Raw genomic sequence first — 26,441 nt, 5'->3', positions numbered from 1 at the left:
TATACTACAGCTGCTCCAGCCAGGCTTTCAGGCCACCGTCTAAGGATATCATCTGCCGGTTGGGATAGCGCTTCTGCAGGCGTTTAACAGCCTCTGCACTTCGTTTTCCGGAGGCACAGTAAAATACCACTGGTTTTTCTGTAGTTAGATGAAACTCCTCATCAAGCTCAGCAAGAGGAATATGCTCCCCTCCTATATCAAAGGCTTCCCGCTCCGCAAGGCTTCTAACATCTACCAACTCGTAAAGCTCCGCCTCCAGCCCCTGCTGTAACTCTTCAGGGGAGACAGTAGGTACTTCCTCTGTTTGAGACAGGCTAGTTATACTTGTTTTTGTTACTGCACCGATTTTGATGATGCGGCTTAGCATGGTCTGGGCATCCACCAACAGCATTTTGCCAGCCAGCACGTCTCCTGTTTTCGTAATATACTTGATCACCTCGTTGGCCTGCATACAGCCTATCATACCGGCTAAGGTAGGAATCACGCCACCCTCCGTACAGTTAGGCACCTGTGAGGCATCTACTTCCGGGTACACATCCCTGTAGTTCGGGGAGAAACTCCCCTGCTGCTTTACGTTCCACACTGCTACCTGCCCCTCAAACTGGTAAATGGCTCCGTACACCAAAGGCTTGCCTGCCAATACACAGGCATCGTTCAGCAGGTATTTGGCATCAAAATTATCGGTGCCATCCAGCACCAGGTCGTACTCCTGCAAAAGCTCCATCACGTTGGCAGAGGTTACTTTAAGTACATGTGGCACCAACTTTATGCCCGGGTTTTGCCTTTGCAGCTTTTCGCAGGCAACTAAAGCCTTCATCTGCCCTATCTCTTCAGGCGTAAAGAGTACCTGGCGGTGCAGATTGCCTACAGAAACCGTATCGAAATCAGCTATACCCAAGGTACCCACGCCTGCCGCAGCAAGGTACTGCGCAGCCGGGCATCCCAAGCCTCCTGTGCCCACAATCAGCACACGAGCATTTTGAAGCAGATCCTGGGTTCCTTCATCAAAGCCAGGCAGAGCCATCTGGCAACTGTACCGTAACAAGTCAGGCTGCATCAGGATAAGGTCTTTTTCTCTTGTAAAATCTGCTCCACTCGCTCCAGCTCTTCAGGCGTATTCACGTTTGCCAGCGCCTCCGGCTCAAATGCCTTGATCATGCTAATGTCGCTGTTGCGCAGCACCTTTCTAGGGCAAGTATAGCCTTGCGACAGGAACGACAGCAGCACGGGATAACTCTTGGGTTCCCAAATGGTGATCAGGGGCTCCGGGAAACCATCGTGCGGACTTTCGAAAGTAGTGGCAATGGAAGAGCTGTCTCTGCGGTTTACCAGTTGCTGAAGTGTAGCCTTATTTAGCAAAGGCAGGTCACAGGCCATTACCAGCCAGGCAGCATCAGGCTGTTCCCGGAAGGCTGAAAGTATAGCTCCGTATGGCCCTAAACCAGTAAAGGTATCAGGCAAAGCTTTATAGTTTGTATCAAGCTCTGCCTGCTGCTCTGCACGGCAGGAGATGAAAACTTCTTCGGTAAACTCCTGTAACAGGTCAGCCATAAAATACCGCTGCTCTTTTCCGTGCCACTGCATGGCGCCCTTGTCCTGGCCCATACGTAAGCTCTGCCCGCCTGCTAAAACAAGGCCATTGAGCTTTGGTCTAGCTTGAGATAACTGCCCTTGAAAGAAGTTAATAATCTTATCCGTTTCGCTAAGACCGAGTATAGAAATGCGCTGCCAGTCAGGAATTGCTTCCTTAACGAAGTCAAAAACTTCAGTGGCCGTATCAGCCAGTAAGAATAACTGCACGTTAGTGAGCTGCGAGAGCCTTTTCTGCAGGGATGACTCCTTGGCAGGATCTATCACCACCACCTGCGCCTTGGCCTGCTCATGGTTTCCGTTTACCAGCACCAGGTCCATATCAGAGAAAAACTGGCGGAACTGGAAGTGGTTCAGCTCTTTGTTAAGGTCAAACTGATGGTATTGAATTTGATCGGTGTACGCTGTCACAGCACCAGCTGCTAAGCGTCCGGGTAATGTTTCCGCAGCATCTGAATGAGCATGTGAGGCATCAACATAAGCACACTTGTAAGCAGGCGATAAAGCCTCAATTACGGCATCAGCCAACGATTTGATTGCGCCACAGGGAGTACCTACAATGGCCCATTCGTTTCTGGCAAAGTTACCGTATGCTGGCCGGGTAATGATGCTATGTTTCTTATGATCTTTTAAAGTCACGCTTTCCTCCTGTCTTTTCTATCAGCTTCGTTTCCTTAATTACAATGTCATGGCTCAGTGCCTTGCACATATCATATACCGTCAGGGCCGCAACCGATGCACCCACCAGTGCCTCCATTTCTATACCTGTTTTGGCTGTGATGCTGGCCGTGCAGTCTATCACTACCTCCTGTTGCTCATTCAATTGGATGTTGATGTTGCAGTTATCCATACCGATCGGATGGCATAAAGGGATCAGGTCGCCTGTCTTTTTAGCCGCCATGATGCCGGCAATAATAGCTGTTTGGAAGACGGATCCTTTCTTGGTTTGTATGTCTCCTTCCGATAGCTTCTCCAAAACCTCGGATGGCAAGGACACAATGCTTCTGGCAGTGGCAGTACGGTGGGTTGCCTGCTTCCCTCCCACATCTACCATGGTGGCCTGCCCTTTATCGTTCAGGTGTGAAAAATCACTCATATGTTTTAAAAATTGGTACTAGCTGTACCTTTATTCATCTCCATCAATGTAGGCGCTTTGTGCACCTCCATAAAATAATTTATACTAAAACAGTGGTTTAAACGGCCATATACGGTATACCTCCCCTGCCTTAAAAGTAGTCTTCTCTAACGGAAGCTCCATGAAAGCATCCGCCTCCACCAGGTTTGCAAAGTCGCCGGAGCCATTTCCTTCGAATGGCGTGGCAAGCAGTTGACCTGTTGCGCTGATACTGATACTGACTTGCAAGAAATACTGCAGCGAAGGAATAAAATTAAAGTCTCTGCTCAAAGAAGCGTATACTTTAGAATCAACATCCAATCCGATACATGCTTTAAGCCAAGGTACAAAGTAGCGGTGCAGGCACATGAATGTGGAAACAGGATTACCTGGCAAGGCAAAGACTACAACGCCATTGGCGTGCTTGCCAAACCAAAATGGCTTACCCGGCCGTTGCTGCACCTTATGAAAGTGCTTTTTTACCAGCAGCTCCTCGAGTACCTGTGGTATGTAATCGAACTTACCCATGGAGATGCCTCCGCTCAGGATAATTACATCATACTGCTCCAGACACTGTGTTAAACGCTCACGAATAGCGGTTACCTCATCAGGAATGTGCAGCAGGTCTGCATGCAGTTTATACTTCTGTAGAGCAGCCTGTATCGTGTAGCTGTTTGATCGCCGGATCTGGTAAGGCAAAGGTTGCTGATCTATATCCACCAACTCATCGCCGGTGGAAATTATTACAACCTTCGGCAGCGTTTTCACTCTCAACTCTGTTGCTCCTACCGATGCAGCAAGTCCAACAAGGGCAGCGTCAATCAACTTATTAGCCGGGGCCACTACTTCTCCTTCCTTCTTGTCTTTGCCCTGCACGTGCAGGTTCTGCCCACGCACAATCTCTTCAGCCAGAACAGTGGCTTTTCCACCTGCTATCTCCAGGTCCTCATAGCGAACAACAGTATCAGCCGATGCAGGTAGAGCGGCCCCTGTCATAATCTCTATGCAGCTTTCTGTGCCTGGTAATTCCAAGGGTTTGTCACCTGCTGCCTGTGTGCCATCTATGCTGAAAGAACGAAGGCCGTTTTCAAAAGCCGCATACTTGATAGCAATACCATCCATGGCAACTCTGTTGAAAGGAGGCAGGTCTCTGTCTGCCTTCAGGTCTATAGCCAACACCCTTCCCAGCGCCTGATCGAGTGGTACTCTTTCAATCCTGTAGTTCCTGGCCTGTGCCTGAATCAGCGCTTCCGCTTCTTCAACTCGGATCATGTGGTTCTGCAATTTACTATCCTCCTATAGTTGCCATAGAGGCATTTAGTACTGTCAGGTTCGAAACACTCTTTTCTGCTTCCCAGCCGTCTCTTTCTTTCTGGCTAATGGCACTTTGCAATGCGGTCACCAATTCCTGTTCATCGCTACCCGCTCGCATCAGGTCCTTTACATTCACCACCGCATTACCATACAGGCAGGTCTTCAATTCCCCCTGCGGCGTAAGCCGAATGCGATTGCAAGACCCGCAAAATGAGCGGGTGTATGCAGCGATAACTCCTACACTGCCTTTGTGCCCAGGAACTTGGTAGTTATAAGAAGTAGAGTATGGCGGGTCTGGCAGTTTATGAATGCCAGGATACTTGTCTTTGATGGTGTGCATGATCTGCACATGGTCCCAGGCCAGTTTTGTATGGTGCGCACCTCCTCCGTTGAAAGGCATCTCCTCAATAAACCGGACACTGACAGGCATATCTTTTGTCAGCTCCACAAGGGGCAGAATATCATCAGTGTTCTTACCCTCCATTACAACAGCATTTATTTTTACTTCGATGCCATATTGAAGCAAGGCCTCCAGGGCTTCCATCACCCGCGGTAGCTCATCGCGTCGGGTGATGGCAAAGAAGCGATCTCTATCTAAAGTATCGAGACTAAGATTTACGGAGGTAACTCCTATTCTTTTGAGATCAGGAACGAATGGGGCAGTCAGAACGCCATTGGTGGTAAGGGTTAGCTGTTGTAAGCCATTCAGCTTAGAGAGGTCTGTGAGAAAGGACATAAAGCCTTTCCTTACAAAGGGCTCCCCACCTGTAATACGGACCTTTTCGATGCCAGCCTTCACCAATACGGAACTGATGTGCAGCATCTCTTCATAGCTCATCAGCTCCTTTCTGGAGAGCCAATCAAGTCCCTGCTCCGGCATACAATAAAAGCAACGCAGATTACACCTGTCGGTAACCGCCAGTCTTAAGTAATTGATCCTCCTCCCGAATTTGTCTACCAACATGATCCTGTTTTGCTTTCTGATTGAAGGGTTTCCAAAGTGCAACATACCACTGTACTCATACCTCCACCAATAGTTGCTCCTAAAGATGAAAGCACATCTCCTTGCAGATCGTTTGATTCCACAAGGAGATGTGCCCAATGATTATACTATCAATACTTAAGCGTTCTTCAGCTCTGGTTGTTCAAAGAAAGGCTGATTTCTTAAGCGTTTACCTGTAGCTTTATAAATGGCATTGGCCACTGCACCTCCTGTCGGAGGCAATGCAGGCTCGCCCAAACCAGTTGGGACTATGCCATTGTTTACAAAGTGTACATCCACTTCAGGTATCTCTTTTATGCGGATCAGGCGGTAGTTGTTGAAGTTGCTCTGCTCCGGTGCCCCATCCTTGAAGGTCATGTTGCTGTACATAGCATGTCCGAAGCCATCTATCACACCACCTCTTACCTGCTGGTACGCACCGCTCAGGTTAACCACAATACCACAGTCAGCAGCTGCATGAATTTTCTCTACAACCGGCTTACCGTTTTTCATCGCCACATCTGCCACCTGGGCTACATACGACCTGTGTGAGAAGTATACGCTAAAGCCTTGAGCTACCTTGTTGTTTTTGCCCCAACCAGATTTCTCAACAGCCAGGTCAATCACGCCTTTCATGCGGTCGATATCATACTTAATGGCACCCACAGGTGACTTTTTAGCTTTGTCAAGCAACTCTAACCTGAACTGCACCGGGTCTTTTTTAGCAGCCTGCGCTACTTCATCTAAAAACGCCTGCTCAGCAAAGGCAAGGAAGTTAGTAATAGGTGCTCGCCAAGGTCCCGTCGTAATTGGAGACTTATGCTCCACAGACTCGATCAGCAGGTGCTCTACTGCACCAGAAGGGAAGTTATCTTCTCTGGTAGGATTACCTGAGTTTATACCTGCGCCACGCAACTTATACCCGATCATGTTGCCTTTCTTATCCAGAGCAGCTTCGAAGCGATAACGTACTGCAGGGCGATACGTACCGCCTGTCATGTCATCTTCACGGGTCCAGATTACTTTTACCGGCGCCTTAATCATACTGGAAAGCTCTGCAGCTTCCAACACATAATCAGCACTCAGACGACGGCCAAAGCCACCACCCAGTCTTGTTAAATCAAGTGTGATCTTTTCAGGAGCAATATCCAGAAGCTTTGCCACCATGCCACGCGCCATTTCTGGAGTTTGCGTAGGTCCGGCCAGCTCCACACCATCCGGGCGCACATGCGCAAAGAAGTTCATCGGCTCCATCGGGCTATGCGAAAGGAACGGGCACTGATACTCGCTTTTAACGACTTTTGCCGCCTTTTTGAAAGCAGCATCCACGTCGCCATCCTTACGACGTACCGTAGCTTCAGGGCTGTTCAGCAATTCTTTGAATATACGGTCATGATCAGAAGAGCTTTCCAACGCTCCCTCCTGCTCATAATCGATCTTCAATGCTTTGCGGGCTTTATTTACCTGCCAGGTTGATTTACCAACTACAGCCACATTGTTTTTGAAGGTAACCACATCCACTATACCCGGCATTGCTTTCGCTGCAGCTGCATCAACAGACTTCACTTTTAATCCGAAAGCTTTCGGCCGCTGAATCATGGCAAACAGCATTCCTTCTTTATAAAAGTCCATACCGTAGAGCGGCTGTCCTGTGATCATCTCCCGGTTGTCCACGTTACGGATCTCCTTACCAATAAGCTTAAAGTCTTTAACATCCTTTAGCTTAACATCTTGTGGTACAGGAATTTTAGATGCCTCATTAGCCAATTCGCCATAGCTCAGCTTACGGCCACTGGCCTGGTGCACCACCATTCCGTTGTCTGTTGCCAACGTACTGGCTGCTACGTTCCAGCGTTTGGCGGCAGCCTCTATCATCATTTGTCTTGCTGTAGCACCTGCTTTGCGGAGACGCTCCCAGGAGTGCGGTACGGCACCACTACCACCAGTTACCTGGCGCTCAAACTTGTTTGTATCCAGTGGAGCCTGTACGACTTTTACTTTTGTCCAGTCCGCATCCAACTCCTCAGCCACTATCATCGGGAAAGAAGTCTTAATGTTCTGGCCTAGTTCCGGGTTAGGTGATAGAATGGTAATAACATCATCCGGGGAGATAGACAAGTAGCTGTTGAAATCTATGTTACCACTGGCCGCAGCTGCATCATCAAACACCTCAATGGCGGAAGCAACAGAACTCGTCCAGCTAAACCCCAGGAATAGGCCGCCACCAGCCGTGGCAGCGAGCTTCATAAAGGTTCGTCTGCTATTGTTAGGTATTTCTGACATGGCTATTTCAGTTTAGTGGAGGCTAATGCAACAGCTTCTCTAATGCGGTGGTAAGTACCACAACGGCAGATGTTACCGTTCATCGCATTATCTATTTCTTCGGCAGAAGGGTTCGGGTTTTTATTCAGAAGCGCAGTGGCAGACATGATTTGCCCTGCCTGGCAATAACCGCACTGGGCCACATCCACCTCATCCCATGCCTGTTGCACCGGGTGCAGCTCATCTCCTTTAGCAAGTCCTTCTATAGTTGTTACAGCAGCATTGCCAACAGCCGATACCGGATATACACACGAGCGCATGGCATTACCGTTTACATGCACTGTACAGGCGCCACATTGCGCTATTCCGCATCCGTACTTGGTACCCACCAGCCCCAGGCTATCGCGCAGCACCCAAAGTAGCGGGGTATCTGGCTCTACATCGGCCTCATAGCTTCGGCCATTGATTTGCAGCTTAAAAATCGCCATTGATTCTATTTCTAATGTTTGAACTCTTAAGATAGCAAAAAACTATTATTTTATACTTAAAGATAGCGATCTGAAGTAAAATTTGCCTTACTGACCACCTCGAATTAGCGAAGCATAATCTTCTACTGTGTCAATGTCAATCGTACCAAGGGGAAAGGAAATAGGTACTGCATCAATGCGGTGTCTCATGATTATTTTCTTAGCTCCCTCCTGCCCCTGCAGCGAAAGTAGCTCCTTAAAATACTTCCTGTCAAAAAGTACAGGCGTACCTAAAGTCTCTGCATAAGCGCTTGCCACTATTCCCTTGCCACTTTGCTGCTTTGCCAGCATCATTTCATGCAGCAACTGCTCCTCTACAAAAGGTTGATCACAAACCATAAACATACAGCTTTCAACCTCCGGCTCTACTGCAAGCACTTTTTCAAGTCCACAGCGGATAGAAGAAGCCATGCCTTCCTCCCATGCTTCATTCTGCACCGAGAAAATGGATTTGCTCAAGTCATCTGGCAAGGCACCTGATGTATTGGCGCTAAGCACAACAATAACCCGAGTACAAAGAGAACGATTGGCTGTATGGATAGCACGTTGCAAAAGGGTTTTTCCCTCGTATAACAGGTTCTGCTTTGGCTTGCCTAGCCGTGTGGAGGCGCCTGCAGCTAGCAGTACCAGACCTGTTTTAGGATACCGAGGTGATTCCATAAATATTAAATACCACAGCTAAAGCTTCCTCTGATGCTTCTTCCTGTGTTACCAGCAGCTTGTTCTTTGAAATCTCCCAGCACCTCCTTTTTGATCACAGCTTCTTCGCGGGGATGTATGACGCCCGGCTTGTCTCTTAAAGAAGCTCCTGCTTTTTTAGAGAGCACAGCTTTAATTTCAGCAATGATAGAGAGAGCGATTTCTTCAGATGTCTCAGCACCTATATCAAGACCGGTTGGGCCAAAAACGCCTGCCAGTTCTTCAGCGCTATACTTTATACCTTCTTCCTGCAGTTCTGCCAGCATGCGCTCCAGTTTTTTCTTCGGGCCTAGCGAACCGATGTAAGGCAAGCGCAAAGGCAGTAACTGCCGCAGCATAGCCAGGTCGTAGTTGTAGTTGTGCGTCATGAGCACAAACACAGTTTGCGCATCTAGCTGCAATTTCGGCAGAGCCTGTTCAGGCTTGGCAACCAAAACGCGCTGTGCAGCCGGAAAGCGCTCTGCAGTAGCATAGCTCGAACGACCATCTACCACTGTTACCTGCCAGCCAAGTATGGCGGCTATGTTTGTTAAAGGTATAGCGTCGTTGCCGGCTCCAGCCACCACAAGTGCAACCGCAGGCTTCAGCAGCTCCACAAAACCTGTAAGAGCGCTCTTTTCTGAAATGTACGTTTTAGTTATGGATGTGCGATTTTGCAGCACTTTCCGGGCATCTGCAAGCAGCGCCTTCACGATCGATTCATCTGAGCAGTTACCCTGCACCCCTTCCTCCGTTACAAAAAGACAGGTACCCGGCTGCTCTGCAGAGCGATGTTCCAGCGAAAAAAGGGTAACAAGTACAGCCGTTTGCCGGCTGCTCAGAAATGACTTAAAAAAAGTGATAGGATTAGCAGGACCTTCCGGGTTGATTGGCTCTATCAGGATTTGAATGATACCGTTACAGCCCAGACCGACACCCAGCTTGGCATCATCCTCATCTGTTGTATCATAGGTTACAAGCATAGTTTTCTGCTCATACATTACCCGACGGGCTTTACGCAGTGCATCTCCCTCCAGGCAACCACCACTGATGGCACCTGTCAACTGTCCGTCTTCCCTTACAAGCATACGTGCTCCCGGCCTTCTGTAAGAGGAGCCTTCCACGTGCACCACTGTTGCCAGCGCCGTTTGCATGTTTGCCTGCTGGGCCTCCTCAAAAGCACGTACAATATCCCGCAATTCCTTCATTACTATCTTACTTTTACAAAAGGGAATAGATCTGTATCAGGCCCTAAGATACAAATATCCTCGTTTCAGAGGAACATTTTTAAAAAGCGAGTAAGAGCTCCTTCCATACAAAAAGCATGGTTAAAGCTTCTACTCGCCTCTGTTTTACAGTAGCTTATCCAGTGTTATAGGAAGTTCCCGCACGCGCTTGCCAGTGGCATGAAACACAGCATTAGCAATAGCCGGAGCAACACTCACAATACCTATCTCACCCAGCCCTTTTGCCCCAAGCGGGTTAACAATATCGTCTTTTTCCTCTACAAAGATTACTTCAATCTCGTGCACATCAGCGTTTACAGGTACATGGTATTTGTCCAGGTCGTGGTTCATAAAGCGCCCCAGGTTGTTATCCATTACCGTCTCCTCTTCCATAGCTGCACCAATACCCCATACAACCCCCCCCAATATCTGGCTGCGTGCTGTTTTAGGATTGATAATACGGCCACCTGCAATGGCACTTACCACGCGTGTTACTTTCACAGTACCTAAGTCCTCGTCCACTTTCACCTCCACAAAGGTAGCCGAGTGTGCATACGGCGAGTACTTTTGCTGTTCTTCAGAAGGCTCATTCTTTACTTCCTGTTCCATGGAGTTGCCTGGGTTTTGCTTTAAAGCATCTGCTATAGAGACTGATTTTGTTGGGTCTGCATTCAGGCTTATCTGCCCATCTGCAAACGACACATCTTCCAGCTGAGCGCCTGCCAACGGTGAGTTTGCCACCTGCTTTGCTAACTCGAAGAGCTTTCCCCGTACCTTGTCGCAAACAGCTTTTACAGCCGACCCTACTGAAGACACTGTCCAGGAGCCACCTTCCAGCGGCGACATAGGCAAAGACGAGTCTCCCAATTGAAAGGTGACATTCTCTAGCGGTAGCCCCACTGTCTCAGCAGCAATCTGTGTCATTACAGTGTAGGTACCTGTTCCGATGTCAGCTGTAGCAGAACTCACCGTCAGTTTGCCATCCGTAGTAAGTACGGCTTTTGCGGCGGCTGGCTTTTGAGTCGCCTCCCAAGCGCCCTGAGCAAAGCCCCAGCCAATCAGGTTGCGTTCTTCTTTCATCGACCGCGGCTCAAGGCTTCGCTTAGCCCACCCGAACTTTTCTGCTCCCTGTCGGTAACACTCGCGCAGCTCTTTACTGGAGAAAGGCTTGTCTCCGTTCTGATCTTTTTCAGAGTAATTCTTTATGCGAAACTCCAGTGGGTCAACACCCGCTTTATAGGCCATTTCATCCATGGCACACTCCAGGGCATAAATACCTGTGGTTCCGCCCGGTGCTCTCATGTCCAGAGGCGTGTATACGTCTAGTGCCACCAGCTTATGACTAAGCTTTACGTTATCGCACTTATAGAGAACGCCAGGCCATATCACCACATCTTCGCTGTAGTCCTCGAACTTGGAAGTTTCAGCAAAAGCATGCTGGTGTATGGCCTCTAACTTTCCATCCGCAGAGGCTCCCACAGAAAACCGCTGCAAGGTTTTAGGCCGATGCCCAAATGAAAACATCTGCTGCCGTGTAAGCACCACCCTCACAGAACGCTTCAACTCCCGCGCCGCCAACACAGCCAGAAAGAGCTGGTACTGCGGGCGCAGCCCAGAGCCAAATGCTCCCCCGACAAAAGGAGAGATAACCTGTACGTCTTCCTTCGGAACACCGAATGCAGTGGAAATGTACTGTTGACTGTTTTGCACCCCCTGGATTTTGTCGTAAATTGTCAGTTTGCCATCATCTCCCCACACCGCTGTTGAAGCATGCATCTCCATTGGGTTATGATGCTCACTCGGATGGGCATACTCCTCTTCCAGTTTCAGGTCCGCACTTGCCAACGCTTCATCAGGGTTTCCCCACGGATCTGAAGGGGGCGTGGATTTATACTCGCTGGGCACATACGCTTTGTCAAGGTTTGCGTCAAAATCTGTATCAAACGGGCTTTCCTCATAGGCTACCTCTACCAGCATGGCTGCGTAACGTGCCAACTCAAAAGTATCGGCTACAACCAAAGCAATGGGCTGCATGCTGAACTGAATTTCATTGCTGTAAAGCGGGCGGAACGGAGCGCCCGGCGGTGAATCCTTATCCTGATAGTTCTCATCAAACCACACATAGGCAGGGCGGTTCTCGTGGGAGAACACCTCATGTACCCCCTCAAGCGCCAGTGCCTTGCTGGTATCTATGCTTTTTATCTTTCCTCTGGCTATAGCACTGCTCACCACAAACCCATACAAAAGTCCTGGGGCTGTAAACTCGGCGGCATACTTTGCTTCACCTGTTACTTTAGCTCTGCCATCTACACGGTTGGATGGTTGTCCTATCTGAGTTGTTTTCATGATTTTGCCTCCATTTCCACAGCTTGCTCCAATGCCCTTACAATAGCACGCTTGGCCAGCTCTATTTTAAAATCGTTATGCCCGTATCCTTTTGCTCCTTCCAGGTAAGCTTCGGCTACTTTCCTGAAATTTTCAGCCGTTGCTCTTTGGCCCTGTAGTGTTGCCTCAGCCTCTGGTATGCGCCAGGGTTTATGCGCCACACCACCCAAGGCAATACGAGCCTGCCGTATGGTATCCCCGTCCAGTTCGAGTGCAGCTGCTACCGATACAAGAGCAAAAGCGTAGGAAGCACGATCACGCAGCTTGAGGTAAGTATAATGACTCCTAAAACCATTCGCCGGTAAATCGATGGAGGTAATAATCTCGTCTTCTTTCAGGTTTGTTTCAATGTGCGGCGTGTCTCCGGGCAACCGATGAAAATCACCCATTGGGATAGTTCGCTCACCGTCTTTACCCGTCACGTTGATGGTGGCCTGTAAGGCAGCAAGAGCCACAGCCATATCAGAAGGATAGGTGGCAATGCAGTACTCGCTTGTGCCAAGTATAGCCAGGTCGCGGTTATAGCCGTTTATGGCAGAACAACCGGAACCGGGTTCCCGCTTGTTACAAGGTGTGTCGGTGTCGTAAAAGTAGTAGCAACGGGTGCGCTGCAGCATGTTACCACCGTTTGTTGCCATATTGCGCAGCTGCCCCGTGGCACCTGCAAGTATGGCGTGCGATAGCAAGGGATATCGCTTCTCTACCTGCTCGTTATAGGCTGTGTCTGCGTTGGTGGCCAATGCTCCAAGCCGCAGGCCACCCTCCTCCGTATCTTCGATTGATTTTAAGGCAATGTGTGTGATGTCCACCAGGTGCTCCGGGTGCATCACGTCGATTTTCATGAGGTCCAGCAGGTTGGTGCCTCCCGCTATAAACTTGCTGTTTTGGTGGCTGGTAAGCTCTTGAACAGCTGTTTCTACATCGTTGGCTTGTGCAAAAGTAAATGGTCTCATTGGGCTGCACTCCTTTCCAGTGCTTCCTGCACTACTTTAACAATATTCACATAAGCACCACATCGGCACACATTTCCACTCATCAGGTCGCGAATATCATCCAGGGTCTTTGCCTTGCCTTCATTAACAAGGCCTATTGCGGAGCAAATCTGCCCTGGCGTACAATACCCACACTGGAACGCATCGTGATCTATAAAAGCCTGCTGCACGGGGTGCAGTTCTCCGTCTTTGGCCAAGCCTTCTATCGTAGTGATTTCCTTGTCCTGCTGCATCACTGCAAGGGTCAGGCAGGAGTTGATTCGTTTGCCGTCCACGAGCACAGTACAGGCACCGCACTGCCCATGGTCGCAGCCCTTCTTAGTGCCGGTTAGCTGCAGGTGCTCTCGCAGTGCATCTAGTAAGGAGGTCCAGGAAGCCAGCTCTAGCTGCTTTTTCTCTCCGTTTACCTGAAGTGTAACAGTATGTTTAGCAGGTAATGAAGCGGGGGAATTTTCCATAGCTTTACATTGAAGTTTCTAAGCGTAGTCCAGGTGTAAGTCACCTGAACGCCATTTAAGCAAAAGATGACTTACACTACGCACGCCTACAGCAGGTAGTTAACTTTTAGCTTACCTTCCTCCTTTTTACGGAAACGCCCACACTTAAAGAGAAAATAAAAAGAGTCGCTCCTGAAGCATGGGAGCGATTCTTTGATAAATTGTTACAACTCAAAAATACAGCTTTATACATTACCCTAGTCAAAGCGAAGGTTTGTAACAGGGTTGGCCGTTGCAGCTTTAATGGCTTGGTAACTGATGGTAACAAAAGCTACAATCGCCGCCACTATACCTGCTACTAAAAAGGCCCATAAGGGTATGGAGATGCGGTAGGCAAAGTCTTGCAGCCAGCCGTTCATGGCGTACCAGGCCAGCGGGAAGGCAACGAGGGCAGCCACTATCACCAGGCGCAAAAACTCCTTGGCAAGCAGGGCAACTATGGTTGTGGTATCTGCTCCGAGCACCTTGCGGATACCAATCTCTTTCTTTCTGCGTTCAGCAGCATAGGCAGCCAAGCCAAATAAGCCCATGCAGGCAACAAAAATGGCGATGCTGGTAAATATCCAGAGCAAGGTCCTCAGTTTATCCTCCGCCTTATACATAGTGGCAAAGTTGTCGTCCATAAAGATGTACTCGATCGGGTAGTCCGGAGAAAACTTACTCCATACTTCACCAACACCTTTGATGGTAGCAGTCACATCTTCGCCCGTTATCTTCACAGCTACCTTCCAGTTAGCACTCGGAAAAATCTGCAGCACAGTTGGCTCTACCTTATCATACAGGCTCTTGACGTGGAAATCTTTTACTACCCCAATGATCTTACCATCCTTCATAGAGTCCGGGTTTACATCATTCCATATGCCCCATCTCAAGGGCTGCCCCAGTGCCTTTTCCGGTGTGCCATAGCCTAGCTCCCTAACAGCCGTTTCGTTGATCATGAAGGCATGGTCTGCATCTGTTTTGTGCTCCTTAGAGAAAGGCCTTCCAGCCAGTACCTTTACATCCAGCGTGTTAATGTAGTCATAGTCTACCATCAGCTGCGTAACGGAATGGTGCACCTGCTCCCCGTTCTTCGGCACAATAATTCCGTCGCCAGCTGTCGCATCGCCCGGAAACCCGTAGCCAACGGAGACATTCTTTACGCCCGGCACCTGCTTTAACTCGTTCTTGAATGTCTCAAAGTTCTCAAACATGTTTTCTCCCCGCATCTGGAAGAACATAATCTGCTCTTTGTTAAAGCCAAGGTCTTTGCCATGCAGGTAAGACACCTGCTTGTACACCACCACGGCACAGATGATCAGGAAAATAGAAAGAGCAAACTGCACAACGATCAGCCCATGGCGCAACCACTGTATCTTGCCGACGCTGCTATCTACCACTACCGCACTTTTCAGGACCTTAACAGGCTTATAGCCTGACAGCACCAGCGCCGGGTACAGCCCCGCCAGCACACCAACCACCAGCGTTAGGGCTAACATAAGCAGCAGAAGAGACGGATCAGTGAATATATTAAAGCTCATGCTTTTATCTGTGAAGGCATTGAGCGAAGGCAATAGTAGCGAGGTAAGTGCTGCCGAGAAAATAACACTGATGAGTGTGAGCAACACCGTCTCGCCCAGGAACTGCAGCACCAGCTGGCTTTTGCTGGCTCCTACGGCCTTGCGTACGCCCACTTCTTTTGCTCGCTGCGCTGACTTTGCCGTGGCCAGGTTCACAAAATTGAAACAGGCTATGAGTAGAATAAACAGGGCAATCATGCTGAGCGCCTTCACATACACAATATTCCCCCTGATTGACTGGTCAAACTTAAAGCTGGCCGAGTACAGGTATACTTCTTTCAGGGGTTGCAGCACAGGTATATAGTAGTAAGGCTGGTTTGACTCTGGGTCTACCTGCTTGTCTACAATGCTTTTCAGCTTTGCCTCTGTCAGTTTTGGGTCTGCTCCCTCTTTCAGCTTCACATAAGTATAAAACTGCAGCCAACTCCACTTCTTCATACGTTCGGCAGGCAGCTCGGCGGCAACCATTGGCAGCACGAAGTTCACCGGCAGGTGAAATTTGTCGGGTGTAGCAAACACCCCCCTTACCAGGTAAGGCAGCTTGTTGACACTCACCTTCTGGCCAACTGGGTTAACATCTCCGAAAGCCCTTTTGGAAAATTCGTCTGAGATAACAATCGAAGAAGGATCATCTAAAGCTTTATCAGGTGAACCGTAAACAAAGGGCAGTTGAAACACCTCAAAAAACTCCGGATCAGTGTAAAAGCGGCCTTTTTCATAGACTCTTTTGTCGCCGGCCTCCATCAGGTTATTGGCATCGAACTGTAGCATAAGTATACGTACTACTGTCTCCACCTCCGGAAAGCTCTCCTTCATAGTGGTTGCGTACATAGGGGGCGTAACCGCCACCAGCCCGGCCTCCTTTGCCGATACATCGTTATAGACACGGTACACCTGGTCCCCTTCTGGCAAAGACTTATCATACTGCAGTTCGTCATATACAAACAGGCCGATGAGCAAACAGGCTGTTAACCCCAGCGCCAGGCCTGCAATATTAATGAAGGTAAAGCCCTTGTGCCTAAAGAGGTTCCGATAGGCAGCATTAAAGTAGTTTCGTAGCATAGTCTTATTCATTTACACTGTTCTGATAAGAAGTAGGCAGTTGTGCGCTCTTGAAGCATTCCCTTCCCTGCCTCAAGAATAATCAGAACAGATGCCAAAAACGTATATTATTGATTTACAACCATATTACAAATAGTAACAGGTGTAGGTCGTGCATTTTCGCGCAACAAGTGTGCGATTTCGCACGCCCCGGCACTAGTCGATTGGCAGTATAGCTTCAGGTTCAGTTACTTGTGTTAGTGGCACAATTATAGTTTATTTAGCTGCAATAGTTTATTATCGGTATATGCAGTTAAAAAAGGCTTCTGTACTTGTTGTAGATGATGACACTGATGTGCTCACCGCTGTCCGCCTGTTGCTACGGCCACAGGTGCAAGAGATTGTTACAGAGAAAAACCCGGAGAATATCCCTTCTTTGTTGGCGCGCCACACTTTCGATGTGATTCTGCTGGACATGAACTTTGTCAGCTCCATAAACACTGGCAACGAAGGCTTTTTCTGGCTCCAAAAGATCAAACAGCTCAAATCCGATGCCGCAGTGGTGATGATCACAGCCTATGGGGATATAGACCTGGCCATACGCTCTTTAAAAGAAGGTGCTTCTGATTTTGTGGTTAAGCCTTGGCATAATGATAAATTAATCAACACCTTAACCGATATTATCAGCAGGAAAGGTAAAACTGCGAAGGCTGAGTTTTCAACCGAAAGCCCTTCTGTTTTCGGCACAGAGTTACTGGGCGAGTCGGAGGCTATGCAGGATATATTCTTTAAGATAAAGAAGGTAGCGCCTACAGATGCCAACATACTGATTTTGGGAGAGAACGGCACAGGAAAAGAACTGATAGCCAAAGCCATACACCAGCATTCTTTGCGTGCCAGCAAACCATATGTGAAAGTAGATGTTGGCGCCCTGACAGAGTCGCTTTTCGAGAGCGAGCTGTTTGGCCATAAAAAAGGCGCTTTTACCGATGCCCGTGAAGACCGCACCGGCCGGTTCGAGGCCGCCAACACAGGCACTATCTTCCTCGACGAGATTGGCAACATTTCGCTGCACCAGCAGTCTAAGCTGCTTAGCGTATTACAGAACCGGCAGGTTATACCAGTTGGAGCCAACGAACCTGCGTCTATAGACGTCCGGTTACTGTGCGCCACCAACGTTTCACTTGCCGATCTTGCCAATGAAGCACGCTTCCGGAAAGACCTTATTTACAGGATCAATACAGTTGAGATTGTAGTACCCCCACTACGTAAGCGGGGCAGCGACATAACCCTACTTGCAAGGCACTTTGCCACTTTGTACGCCAACAAGTACATGAAAACTAGTCCGCAGTTCTCAAGGTCCGCCTTAGACAAGCTAAGCAACTACCACTTTCCGGGCAATGTGCGGGAGTTGCAGTATGCTATAGAGCGGGCAGTGATTATGGCAGATGGAGAGGTGCTGCAAGCGGAAGATATCCTGTTCTCTCCTATTGAGTCTGCTCCGGCTGGAGAAGCAGCAACACAGCAAACAAACCTGGAGGAGCTGGAGAAAGCAACCATTAACAGGGTTTTGGAAAAGCATGCCGGCAACCTAACCCGTGCAGCAAAAGAGCTAGGCATCACCCGCACAGCACTGTACAGACGGCTAGGCAAGTATGGACTTTAAACGAATGGAGTGGCGGCTCTTGCTCCGGGTGGGACTTCTGCTCTTTACCCTAAGTACACCAGCCCTGGTAATTATACAAGGGTGGGCAGAACTGCTCGTCTTTCTCGTGCCCATCATACTTTACCTGGTAGTAGATCTTATACGCTTTCTTAGGCAGGCGCAGGAAGAGCTAAACCAGTTTATAGAATCAGTACACTACCGCGATTTCTCCAGGTTTTTTAACGAAAGAACTGCCTCAGCTGAACTGTTGAGCCTGCGCAGGGGATTCAATGAGATTAATACTACCATCAAGTCCATCAACAGGGAAAAGGAAATAGAGCATCAGCATATGCAGAAAATCCTGGAACTGGTAAACACGGGCATCATTACCTTTAACCAGGATAGCGGCGACGTTTTGATGATGAACGAAGCTCTAAAGCAGCTGCTGCACGTGCCTTTCATGAAATCCATACATGCCTTGCAAAAAAGGGACAGAGAGCTGTATACTGAAGTTTTGGAACTGCAACCCGGAAGTACCAAAATAGCCACGGCCCACACTACTCATTTTGAGAAAAGCACGTTTAAAGTGTTTCTTTCGGCCACAGCTTTCCAGAGCGACGGGCAAAAGTATAAGCTGGTTGCTTTTCAGAACGTGAGTGAGGCGCTGGATGAAACCGAGTCCAAGGCCTGGGAAAAGCTGCTGAACGTAATGACGCATGAGATCATGAACTCGGTAGCCCCTATCTCTTCCTTGGCCAGCACTTTGAAAGAGCGCCTGCACGAAAGTATAAACCACGGCGCTACCCCCGAAGACATGGAGGACCTGGAAGTTGGTATCAGCACCATAAAGCGCCGGAGCGATGGCTTGCTAAAGTTTGCCGCCACCTACCGCAACCTTAGTAAAATAACGAAGCTCAACCTGGAGAGCGTCTACATTAAAGACATCTTTGCCAACCTGCACCGCCTCATGCAGCCTACGCTGGCACAGAAAAACATTACGCTCGACATAACACTGAAAGACCCACACCTATCCCTGCAGGCCGATACGAACCTGTTGGACCAGGCCCTTATAAACTTGCTGGTAAACGCCATTGAAGCCGTGAAGGAACGTCCTGATCCCACCATTGTCCTATCTGCTTACATTGCCACAGACGGCAAGAAAGTGATCAAAGTAACAGACAACGGAATAGGCATGCCGAAGGAGATACAGGAAAAAATCTACATCCCTTTCTTCAGCACCCGCAAGCAAGGGAGCGGTATTGGCCTCAGCCTTTGCAAACAGATAGTTATGCTGCATGGCGGCACTATACAGGTACAGTCAGAAGAAGGTGTGGGCACAGCATTTCTGCTGCGGTTCAGTTAGCGCTTCAGAAAGAGTATAGAACGACCCTAGCCACCTAGCCTGGCTGCTCCTGCCTTCTCCGTATTATTACTGATAAGTAAGTACTCAATACTTATTTTTGCACCCTTACAATCTTTTCAGCTTACTGCCACTGTCAGGAAGAAACGGCTTACGTATAAAACTATAGCCTTCTTCTTCCGCTTCCACCTTCTTGTGCCTTTTGTACTTTAATTATATGGAGGGCCAGACAAATAGACTGAAGTAAAAAATACTATGAAAATTCTTGAGCTCAAAATAATGCGTGGGCCAAATTACTGGTCCATTAAGCATCCTAAGATAATTGTGCTTAAACTGGACCTGGAGGACCTGCAGCATACCTTAACCAATGAAGTGCCGAACCTGGCGCAGAAACTACAGAAACTGTTTCCTAACATATATAAACACCGCTCCTCTGCTGGCACGGAGGGAGGCTTTATAAGACTTGTAAACGAAGGCACCACCTTCAGTAAGGTAGTGCAGCACATTGCCCTGGAACTGCAAACAATGGCTGGTATGGACAGCGGCTATGGCAGGCGCTATGCCTCCAGCCAACCAGGTGTAGATTTTGTGGCATTCTCTTACCAGCAGGAACGGGCGGGAGAGTATGCTGCCGAGGCAGCTGTACGCATTACCGACTCCCTGGCAAGAGGTGAAAGAGTCAGTGTAATACAGGATATAGCGAAGCTGCACCAAATCAGGGAAGATGAATATTTCGGACCAAGCACAGAAGCCATTGTGCAGGAAGCAGTAAACCGGAACATCCCTTACATACAGAACAGGCAAAGCGGCCACATACAATTAGGCTACGGGGTTAACCAAAAGCGCATACAGGCTGCCATGAGCAGCAATACCTCCTGTTTTGCCGTGGAAAATGCCGGAGATAAGAACATCACAAAGCTCATTCTGGAGGAGGCCGGTATTCCGGTGCCTCAGGGAAGAATAGTGTACAGCACCCGCGAGTTGGAAGATGCCATAGACGAGCTGGATTATCCGATTGTAACAAAGCCACTGAACGGCAACCAGGGGAAAGGAGCCAGCATTAACATCCAGAACTGGAAAGATGCACTGAAAGGCTTTGCAGAGGCACAGCGCTATTCAGAAGCTGTCATGGTAGAGCAGTTTATACAAGGCTCTGACTACAGAATGCTTGTGATTGATGGTAAGTTTATAGCTGCCGCCAAACGCACGCCAGCCATGGTTACTGGCGATGGCACCTCCACCATACGGCAGCTGGTAAATCAGGTAAACAAAGATCCAAGGCGCGGGGTAGGTCACGAAAAGGCACTGACACACATTAAGATAGACAAGATCTCACGAGCAATCCTGCGCGAAAAAGGTCTTAACCTCCAATCTGTACTTCCGGCTGGTGAGGTGCTTTACCTGAAAAGAACAGCTAACTTAAGTACAGGTGGTACCGCTACCGATGTAACCGATATTGTGGACCCTTACAATATCCTGATGGCCGAGCGAATTGCAGGTATTATAGGTCTTGATATTTGTGGTATAGACGTCATGACCTCAGATATAGCTATTCCACTGCCCGAAACAAGGGGCGCCGTGATAGAAGTGAACGCGGCACCTGGTCTGCGCATGCACATCTCCCCTACCGAAGGACTTCCTCGGAACGTAGCGGAGCCAATCATTAACATGCTGTTTCCGTTCGGATGCCCTGCCCGCATACCCATTGTAGCCATAACAGGAACTAACGGTAAAACTACCACCACCCGCTTAATAGCGCACATACTCAGCTTTAAAGGGTATAAAGTAGGTTATACTACCACCGATGGCATCTACATACAAGGCAGAAAGATTATCAAAGGCGACACCACCGGCTCCTATAGCAGTGAGTTCGTGCTGAAAGACCCTACCGTGAATTATGCAGTGCTGGAGTGCGCGCGTGGCGGTATGTTACGCTCTGGCCTGGCTTTTACCCAATGTGATGTGGGTGTGGTGATGAACGTGTCGGAAGACCATCTTGGCTTAGGCGACATTAACACCGTGGAAGACATGGCCAGGGTAAAAGGCATCATCCCGAAAACGGTGTGCTCAGACGGCTATGCCATTCTGAATGCAGATGATGAGCTGGTATATGGCATGGCAGCCGGACTGCGCTGCAAGGTAGCTTTCTTTAGTCTTGACGAGTCGAACCCACGCATTATTGAGCATATTTCGAAAGGCGGACTTGCTGCTGTTCTGGAAGACGGATACATCTCTATCTTCAAGAACACCTACAAAATAAGGGTAGACCGTGTGGCAGACATACCGCTTACCTTCGGTGGCAAAGCCAGGTTCAACATCTACAACGTATTGGCCTCTACCCTGGCAGCCTATGTATCGCATATGGAGATTAACGAGATCAAGACGGCGCTACGCACGTTCATTCCTTCTCCTGACACTACTCCAGGCCGAATGAACCTGTTTAAGCTACCTAAGGCTGAGGTTCTGGTTGACTATGCCCACAACATTGCTGCCATGCAAGCCATCAGCGACTTCATCAGTAACACAGGGGCGCATACTAAAATCGGCATCATAGCAGGTATAGGCGACCGCCGCGATGAAGACACAAGAGAGGTAGGACGAATTGCCGCTTCCGTATTCGACAAAATCATCATAAGGCAGGATAAAGACCTTCGCGGACGCAGTGGCGAGGAAATCAACCATCTGCTCAAAGAGGGCATCTTCAGTGTAAAACCAGATATGGAGCCCCTGGAAATAAGCCAGGAAACGCGAGCCTTAGCTTATGCCCTGGAATATGCCCCTGAAGGCTCCTTTATTGCGCTTTTTGCTGAAGACATACCGGAGGCAGTAAAGCTGATAGAGAATTTCAGGGTGATTCAGCACCGCAAAACAACTACTGAGCAATAGCGAGCAAACACTAGCGGAGAAATACAGTGTAATTAAGGCCGCTCTGCTATAACTTTGAACATCTGCCTGTGGTACAAGTTAACCACGGGCAGATGTTCAACTATAACTCCTGATGAAGAAAGGCATAAAAGTCTCCCTATACTTAATAATCTTTTTTTCACTACTGGCCACAGCAGGCGGTTGCTCTTTCCTGAGGCTTTCGCCGCAGTTTGGTGCCGCAGCCAAGGGTGATCGGCTCCAGGCCATCAAAACCTCACCCAACTATAGGCAAGGGGAGTTCAAGAACCCAGTCGAAACCAACATGGATATTGGCTTCAAGGGATACGTTGAGATGATCTCTTCCCGACTTTTTGGAAGCGATGAAAACCTGCGACCCGACTGGGAACTTCCTGTTCAGGCCATTGATAGTAGTAGGATTTCTGCCAAACAGGATACAGCTACTGTCATAACCTGGCTTGGGCATTCGGCTTTTTTGGTACAGATAGACGGTAAACGTCTGCTGCTGGACCCGATGATGGGTAACCGAGCCTCTCCTATCAGCTTTATGGGGCCAGAGCGTTTCTCTGCCCTCCCTATTTCTGTTGAAGAGTTGCCTGCCATAGATGCCGTGCTCATCTCCCACGACCATTACGACCACCTGGACTACGGTTCGATTAAAAAGCTAAACGAAAAGACAAAGCATTTTTACGTAGCCCTGGGCGTTGGCGCGCACCTGGAAAGTTGGGGTATACCAGCTAACAAAATAACAGAGATGGACTGGTGGCAGGAAACCTCTTTTAAAGGACTGACTTTTGCTGCTACTCCTTCCCGCCATTTCTCCGGCCGCGGCCTTACCGATAGAATGAAAACCCTTTGGACATCGTGGGTGATTTTGGGAAAGAAAGACCGAATTTACTTTAGTGGTGATTCCGGCTACTTTGATGGCTTTGCAGAAATTGGCAACAAGTATGGCCCCTTCGACATCACCTTGATGGAGTGTGGGCAGTACGACGAACTTTGGCCAAACATACACATGATGCCGGAACAAACGGTACAGGCACACCTGGACCTTAAAGGCAAACTACTCATGCCCATCCACTGGGGCGCCTTCGCCCTTGCCATGCATAGCTGGACTGATCCTATTGAGCGGGTAACAGAGCGGGCGCAGGAACTTAAAGTACCTATTACGACGCCGCGCATAGGTCAGCCCATTATTCTGCACCAACGTGCACCAGGGGAAGTCTGGTGGCGCAGAGGGCAGAATATAGCATACTAGGTTTGCTTTTCGAAAAGAGTTAATACCGCTCCATACTAGCGTAGCTACTTTTCTTTCAAAGCCTTACAAGCTTTATTCTTTCATTTCTGGCCCCTACCTCCAGGCCGCGAGGGCTCGTCCTGGAGGTAGGGGCCCTCGTTAAGGGTATCGCGCTGCTTTCGCTTCCCTTGCTCCAGCGTCGCAATGCCTTTCAGGCACCGGAACCTCTCGGGGCGCTCAACCCAAGGACTGGGATCAGGCTCGACAGCCCCAGCCTTTGCTCACTTCCCCTTTGAAGGGGCATAGGGGGATGTTTATCGTTCCCAAAGATTCCCCTCCTTGAAGGGCTTAGGGGTGGGTTCACCAGAATAGCCTTATCAACAGTGCATTTCTTTGATTGATGGCAGTTACTAAGCTTCCCACCTTACAAAAAAACAGCAGAAGCTACTAGATCACCCCCTCCCCAACATGTCATCTCAGAAAGCCCTATAATAAAAACAAGCAGCCACTCCTTCTGGAATAGCTGCTAACAAAATAATCACGGTTGATATATTATGATAACTAAAGACAAGAGTCCTCACCACCTCTTCCGGTATGTGCTGACAGGGTAAAGGCGGTTGTCTTCCAGGCTTAGAACATATGGTGCCCCGTGCCAATGTATGACTGGCACAATCTCGGCTGGTTGGTTGCTGTTGTGGGTTGGTATGTATACCATGGCGTTGCCGACGTACGTTACATCCTTCAGCCCAAACCGTGCAGATACATAAGCCTCAAAAGTGGCCTTCTCCTCTGGGGTCGAGGTAAAGCCAATCTCGTTTGTGGTAAGGCCATCTGAAACATCCTCCCGTAGGTACACAATCTGGGAGTAGGTATTGATCGAGATCTCGGGTAACCCTAGTCGCGGCACCTCCACGTTGGCTTCGGTAGTATCCATATAAGCCCGGTGGCTGGTCTGCCGGTTTAGGGTACGAGCAGTTTTCACTTCCTTCCTGTCGCTTCTGAACGGGCCTATAACCAGGGTTCTACCCATTACATCAGGCTTCGGAGTTGGCTGCGGGGGCTGAGAAGGTCGTGGCGGCGGAGGTACAGAAACCTGCACCTGTGGCTCCTGATGGGCATCCATGATGGCCGTGAAAGCGCTCAGAAAATGATCCGTATGCTGCACATGAAACAGCTCCAACTCATGCCCCCGGCTTCGGGCTGCCAGGTACGTATGAATGCGCTTCGTCTTCTCATACACGGCCTGCAGCTTAGGTGCATGAGCCGTGTTCCTGAACCTGTTATAAAGCTCCTGCAATGCCACCAGCCTTTGGTTCGACTCCTGCATATAAGGCACATCCTTCACTTCCATCCCGTCGGGGCTACCAACAACTTTCCTGTTACCGGCAGCTCCATTCAGCCCGAAAAGAGAGCGCAAAAGCTGTATCATTTAGAGAGTATTTTTTTCAGATGCTGCGTTTCTATCTCCACCTGCACGGCATCAGATGCCTTCAGGTCTTCGTAAAAGCCGTCCAGCTTTTGCAGGTAAAGGTCCAGAACCGCCTCCTGCTCCTGTGTCAGCAGGTGTTTTGGTGTATCGCGTTTACCGCTTTCTACCTTCATCATTCTGCCTCAATCTTTTTCGATTTGCTAAAGGTGCCAATAATCTTGCTGTTAAGCTCTTCCTGTACCTGAGCCAGCTCTTTTACAGCTTCTGCCCGCTTGCGGCTTCCCTCTTCCGATATCTTCACCACGGCATCCAGCGTCTCCACCATGTCGCGGTTTACTTTCTTCAGGGTCTCCACATCTACAATGCCGCGCTCGTTCTCTTTAGCTGCATTTACCACGTTGGTTTTAAGCAGCTGCGAGTTTTTCAGGAGCATCTCGTTGGTGGTGTCGGTTACTTTTTTCTGGATTTCCAGTGCCTTACGCTGCTTTTCCAGCCCCAGGGCAATGGCTACCTGCTGGCGCCAAACCGGAATTACCGTTACAATGGAGTTCTGAATCTTCTGGGCCAGCACATCGTTGGTGGTCTGGATCATCCGTATCTGCGGCATCGACTGCGTGGCAATGGTGTGGGAAAGAGTAAGGTCGTGTACTTTCTTTTCGAGCCGCTCCTTAAAAGCCACCAAGTCGCTGAGGCGCTGCACCACCAGCTCATCCTGGTTGCTGCTCTCCACCTCTTCCTGTAGCTTTGGTATCAGCTCGTTCTCAATCTCCTCTATCTTCAGTTTACCTGCGGCAATAACGGCACGCACTTCGTGGATGTACTCCACGGCTTGCTTAAACATCACCTCCAGGCTGGTTGAATCTTTCAGTATACTCTGGCGTGTTTTCTCCAGCTTAATCACCACATCGTCCACGTTATCAGAGATGCTGTTGTACTGTATAGCCAGGCGTTTGGAGCGGTCTTCCAACTTCTTGCCGAAGGGAAGTCGAGACAGGAAGCTACGTTTCCCTTCCTCATCTATCTTAATCATGTTGATCTGCTTCAGCAGCTCATTAATGGCAGCACCGGCATCACCGGAGTCTTTGGCTTTTACCTTCGCCAGCAGCTCATTAGAGTAGTGGCCCAGCTTACGCTGTGTCTCCACCCCAAAATTAGTGAGCGTCTCAGGTTTTTCCGGATCAATGGATTTGGAGAGATCCTGCGCTCTCTGCTGCTCCAGTTCCTTTTCGTCGGTGATAGCGATGTTGGGTTTTTCCATGGCTTTAGGCTTCGAAATGATGTTTATCAAGGGTGTTTAATTGGCTAAGGTGCTTGCGGGTTCTATTATGGCTCTCGGTAGTATCGTACCACTCTATTTCACTGTGTGGCAGATACTCGCCCAATAATTCCCGCACCTCCCGCAGCAGGGCCTCTCCTTTCTTGGTCCTGAACTCGGGGTTCTTGTAAAAAGCGCTGAGGTATTCTACCTTCACCTGGCCAGCCTGTGTAACTGCCAGTTCCTTTACCTCCACCACCAGCTCCGACGACTGGTTATGATCTGTAACAACAGTGCGGTACACACCCTTATTACCTTCCTGCAGCACGGCAACACATGCCTCCCGTGCTGCTTTTATGGCTTTGCGAAGGCGAAAGTTCGGTTTTATGTAATACCCAAACACATAGCCCAGCACCGCCCCTATAACGAACGTCCAGAAGATTAACATATACGATTGTACTATTT

Annotated in this window: 21 protein-coding genes; 4 read left to right on the top strand and 17 right to left on the bottom strand. The window is 49.1% G+C overall.

The window, feature by feature from the left end:
• Positions 1–4: 4 nt before the first annotated feature.
• From PKOR_RS15340 to PKOR_RS15280, 13 genes are all read right to left on the bottom strand, one after another.
• Positions 5–1,057, bottom strand: a complete 1,053-nt coding sequence (locus PKOR_RS15340) for a HesA/MoeB/ThiF family protein (RefSeq protein WP_046311875.1) — start codon at positions 1,055–1,057, stop codon at positions 5–7.
• Positions 1,057–2,229 (bottom strand): NTP transferase domain-containing protein, encoded by a 1,173-nt coding sequence (locus PKOR_RS15335; RefSeq protein WP_200897376.1) that lies wholly within the window; start codon positions 2,227–2,229, stop codon positions 1,057–1,059. The genes PKOR_RS15340 and PKOR_RS15335 overlap by 1 nt, the downstream gene beginning before the upstream one ends.
• A complete protein-coding gene (moaC, locus tag PKOR_RS15330; protein WP_046311873.1) occupies positions 2,210–2,686 on the bottom strand; it encodes a cyclic pyranopterin monophosphate synthase MoaC in 477 nt (158 codons plus the stop codon). Before moaC ends, PKOR_RS15335 begins: the two co-directional genes overlap by 20 nt.
• Before the next feature lie 84 nt (positions 2,687–2,770).
• Positions 2,771–3,976, bottom strand: a complete 1,206-nt coding sequence (locus PKOR_RS15325; RefSeq protein ID WP_046311871.1) for a molybdopterin molybdotransferase MoeA — start codon at positions 3,974–3,976, stop codon at positions 2,771–2,773.
• 16 nt (positions 3,977–3,992) lie between these two features.
• Positions 3,993–4,982, bottom strand: a complete 990-nt coding sequence (gene moaA / locus PKOR_RS15320; protein WP_046314550.1) for a GTP 3',8-cyclase MoaA — start codon at positions 4,980–4,982, stop codon at positions 3,993–3,995.
• A gap of 156 nt (positions 4,983–5,138) precedes the next feature.
• On the bottom strand, positions 5,139–7,283 hold the full coding sequence (locus PKOR_RS15315) for a xanthine dehydrogenase family protein molybdopterin-binding subunit (RefSeq protein WP_046311869.1): 2,145 nt from the start codon (positions 7,281–7,283) through the stop codon (positions 5,139–5,141).
• Between the two features lie 2 nt (positions 7,284–7,285).
• Positions 7,286–7,750 (bottom strand): (2Fe-2S)-binding protein, encoded by a 465-nt coding sequence (locus PKOR_RS15310; RefSeq protein WP_046311867.1) that lies wholly within the window; start codon positions 7,748–7,750, stop codon positions 7,286–7,288.
• 87 nt (positions 7,751–7,837) lie between these two features.
• Positions 7,838–8,449: a nucleotidyltransferase family protein gene (locus PKOR_RS15305; RefSeq protein WP_046311865.1), complete on the bottom strand. Its 612-nt coding sequence runs from the start codon at positions 8,447–8,449 to the stop codon at positions 7,838–7,840.
• Positions 8,450–8,454: 5 nt separating this feature from the next.
• Positions 8,455–9,675, bottom strand: a complete 1,221-nt coding sequence (locus PKOR_RS15300; protein ID WP_071843157.1) for an XdhC family protein — start codon at positions 9,673–9,675, stop codon at positions 8,455–8,457.
• A 144-nt stretch (positions 9,676–9,819) separates the two neighbouring features.
• A complete protein-coding gene (locus PKOR_RS15295) occupies positions 9,820–12,039 on the bottom strand; it encodes a xanthine dehydrogenase family protein molybdopterin-binding subunit (RefSeq protein WP_200897375.1) in 2,220 nt (739 codons plus the stop codon).
• Entirely contained in the window at positions 12,036–13,031 is a 996-nt protein-coding gene (locus PKOR_RS15290) for an FAD binding domain-containing protein (protein WP_046311862.1), read from the bottom strand. The genes PKOR_RS15295 and PKOR_RS15290 overlap by 4 nt, the downstream gene beginning before the upstream one ends.
• Positions 13,028–13,528, bottom strand: coding sequence for a (2Fe-2S)-binding protein (locus PKOR_RS15285; protein WP_046311860.1), 501 nt, complete (start codon positions 13,526–13,528; stop codon positions 13,028–13,030). Before PKOR_RS15285 ends, PKOR_RS15290 begins: the two co-directional genes overlap by 4 nt.
• A 236-nt stretch (positions 13,529–13,764) precedes the next feature.
• Positions 13,765–16,188, bottom strand: coding sequence for an ABC transporter permease (locus PKOR_RS15280; protein WP_046314548.1), 2,424 nt, complete (start codon positions 16,186–16,188; stop codon positions 13,765–13,767).
• A gap of 286 nt (positions 16,189–16,474) precedes the next feature.
• Between PKOR_RS15280 and PKOR_RS15275 the strand changes: the two genes are divergently transcribed.
• From PKOR_RS15275 to PKOR_RS15260, 4 genes are all read left to right on the top strand, one after another.
• Complete coding sequence (locus PKOR_RS15275) at positions 16,475–17,833, top strand: sigma-54-dependent transcriptional regulator (RefSeq protein WP_046311858.1); 1,359 nt, start codon at positions 16,475–16,477, stop codon at positions 17,831–17,833.
• Positions 17,823–19,175, top strand: a complete 1,353-nt coding sequence (locus PKOR_RS15270) for a sensor histidine kinase (protein WP_046311856.1) — start codon at positions 17,823–17,825, stop codon at positions 19,173–19,175. The genes PKOR_RS15275 and PKOR_RS15270 overlap by 11 nt, the downstream gene beginning before the upstream one ends.
• Positions 19,176–19,427: 252 nt before the next feature.
• The gene (cphA, locus tag PKOR_RS15265) at positions 19,428–22,058 is read left to right on the top strand and encodes a cyanophycin synthetase (protein ID WP_046311854.1); all 2,631 of its coding nucleotides are present in this window, start codon (positions 19,428–19,430) and stop codon (positions 22,056–22,058) included.
• A gap of 112 nt (positions 22,059–22,170) precedes the next feature.
• On the top strand, positions 22,171–23,313 hold the full coding sequence (locus tag PKOR_RS15260) for an MBL fold metallo-hydrolase (RefSeq protein WP_046311852.1): 1,143 nt from the start codon (positions 22,171–22,173) through the stop codon (positions 23,311–23,313).
• A gap of 556 nt (positions 23,314–23,869) precedes the next feature.
• Here PKOR_RS15260 and PKOR_RS15255 read toward each other — a convergent pair.
• The 4 genes from PKOR_RS15255 to PKOR_RS15240 are packed head-to-tail and all read right to left on the bottom strand — an operon-like array spanning position 23,870 to position 26,424.
• Positions 23,870–24,721: a hypothetical protein gene (locus PKOR_RS15255; protein WP_046311850.1), complete on the bottom strand. Its 852-nt coding sequence runs from the start codon at positions 24,719–24,721 to the stop codon at positions 23,870–23,872.
• Entirely contained in the window at positions 24,718–24,897 is a 180-nt protein-coding gene (locus PKOR_RS15250) for a hypothetical protein (RefSeq protein ID WP_046311849.1), read from the bottom strand. Before PKOR_RS15250 ends, PKOR_RS15255 begins: the two co-directional genes overlap by 4 nt.
• Positions 24,894–25,979 (bottom strand): toxic anion resistance protein, encoded by a 1,086-nt coding sequence (locus PKOR_RS15245; protein ID WP_052738885.1) that lies wholly within the window; start codon positions 25,977–25,979, stop codon positions 24,894–24,896. The genes PKOR_RS15250 and PKOR_RS15245 overlap by 4 nt, the downstream gene beginning before the upstream one ends.
• A gap of 4 nt (positions 25,980–25,983) precedes the next feature.
• A complete protein-coding gene (locus PKOR_RS15240) occupies positions 25,984–26,424 on the bottom strand; it encodes a hypothetical protein (protein ID WP_046311845.1) in 441 nt (146 codons plus the stop codon).
• Positions 26,425–26,441: the final 17 nt, after the last annotated feature.

Origin of the sequence: Pontibacter korlensis, from assembly GCF_000973725.1 — a bacterium.
Taxonomy (GTDB): Bacteria; Bacteroidota; Bacteroidia; order Cytophagales; family Hymenobacteraceae; genus Pontibacter; species Pontibacter korlensis.
Note: the sequence above shows the minus strand (reverse complement) of the source record. Positions and strands in the feature narration are given on the sequence as shown.

Bases quoted from the DNA above. Each gene is read 5' to 3' on its own strand.
- PKOR_RS15245 (WP_052738885.1), bottom strand. From the start codon at position 25,979: ATGGAAAAACCCAACATCGCTATCACCGACGAAAAGGAACTGGAGCAG.
- moaA (WP_046314550.1), bottom strand. From the start codon at position 4,982: ATGTTGGTAGACAAATTCGGGAGGAGGATCAATTACTTAAGACTGGCG.
- PKOR_RS15280 (WP_046314548.1), bottom strand. From the start codon at position 16,188: ATGCTACGAAACTACTTTAATGCTGCCTATCGGAACCTCTTTAGGCAC.
- cphA (WP_046311854.1), top strand. From the start codon at position 19,428: ATGAAAATTCTTGAGCTCAAAATAATGCGTGGGCCAAATTACTGGTCC.
- PKOR_RS15310 (WP_046311867.1), bottom strand. From the start codon at position 7,750: ATGGCGATTTTTAAGCTGCAAATCAATGGCCGAAGCTATGAGGCCGAT.
- PKOR_RS15270 (WP_046311856.1), top strand. From the start codon at position 17,823: ATGGACTTTAAACGAATGGAGTGGCGGCTCTTGCTCCGGGTGGGACTT.
- PKOR_RS15290 (WP_046311862.1), bottom strand. From the start codon at position 13,031: ATGAGACCATTTACTTTTGCACAAGCCAACGATGTAGAAACAGCTGTT.
- PKOR_RS15315 (WP_046311869.1), bottom strand. From the start codon at position 7,283: ATGTCAGAAATACCTAACAATAGCAGACGAACCTTTATGAAGCTCGCT.
- moaC (WP_046311873.1), bottom strand. From the start codon at position 2,686: ATGAGTGATTTTTCACACCTGAACGATAAAGGGCAGGCCACCATGGTA.
- PKOR_RS15295 (WP_200897375.1), bottom strand. From the start codon at position 12,039: ATGAAAACAACTCAGATAGGACAACCATCCAACCGTGTAGATGGCAGA.
- PKOR_RS15240 (WP_046311845.1), bottom strand. From the start codon at position 26,424: ATGTTAATCTTCTGGACGTTCGTTATAGGGGCGGTGCTGGGCTATGTG.
- PKOR_RS15250 (WP_046311849.1), bottom strand. From the start codon at position 24,897: ATGATGAAGGTAGAAAGCGGTAAACGCGATACACCAAAACACCTGCTG.
- PKOR_RS15300 (WP_071843157.1), bottom strand. From the start codon at position 9,675: ATGAAGGAATTGCGGGATATTGTACGTGCTTTTGAGGAGGCCCAGCAG.
- PKOR_RS15275 (WP_046311858.1), top strand. From the start codon at position 16,475: ATGCAGTTAAAAAAGGCTTCTGTACTTGTTGTAGATGATGACACTGAT.
- PKOR_RS15340 (WP_046311875.1), bottom strand. From the start codon at position 1,057: ATGCAGCCTGACTTGTTACGGTACAGTTGCCAGATGGCTCTGCCTGGC.
- PKOR_RS15260 (WP_046311852.1), top strand. From the start codon at position 22,171: ATGAAGAAAGGCATAAAAGTCTCCCTATACTTAATAATCTTTTTTTCA.
- PKOR_RS15285 (WP_046311860.1), bottom strand. From the start codon at position 13,528: ATGGAAAATTCCCCCGCTTCATTACCTGCTAAACATACTGTTACACTT.
- PKOR_RS15255 (WP_046311850.1), bottom strand. From the start codon at position 24,721: ATGATACAGCTTTTGCGCTCTCTTTTCGGGCTGAATGGAGCTGCCGGT.
- PKOR_RS15305 (WP_046311865.1), bottom strand. From the start codon at position 8,449: ATGGAATCACCTCGGTATCCTAAAACAGGTCTGGTACTGCTAGCTGCA.
- PKOR_RS15325 (WP_046311871.1), bottom strand. From the start codon at position 3,976: ATGATCCGAGTTGAAGAAGCGGAAGCGCTGATTCAGGCACAGGCCAGG.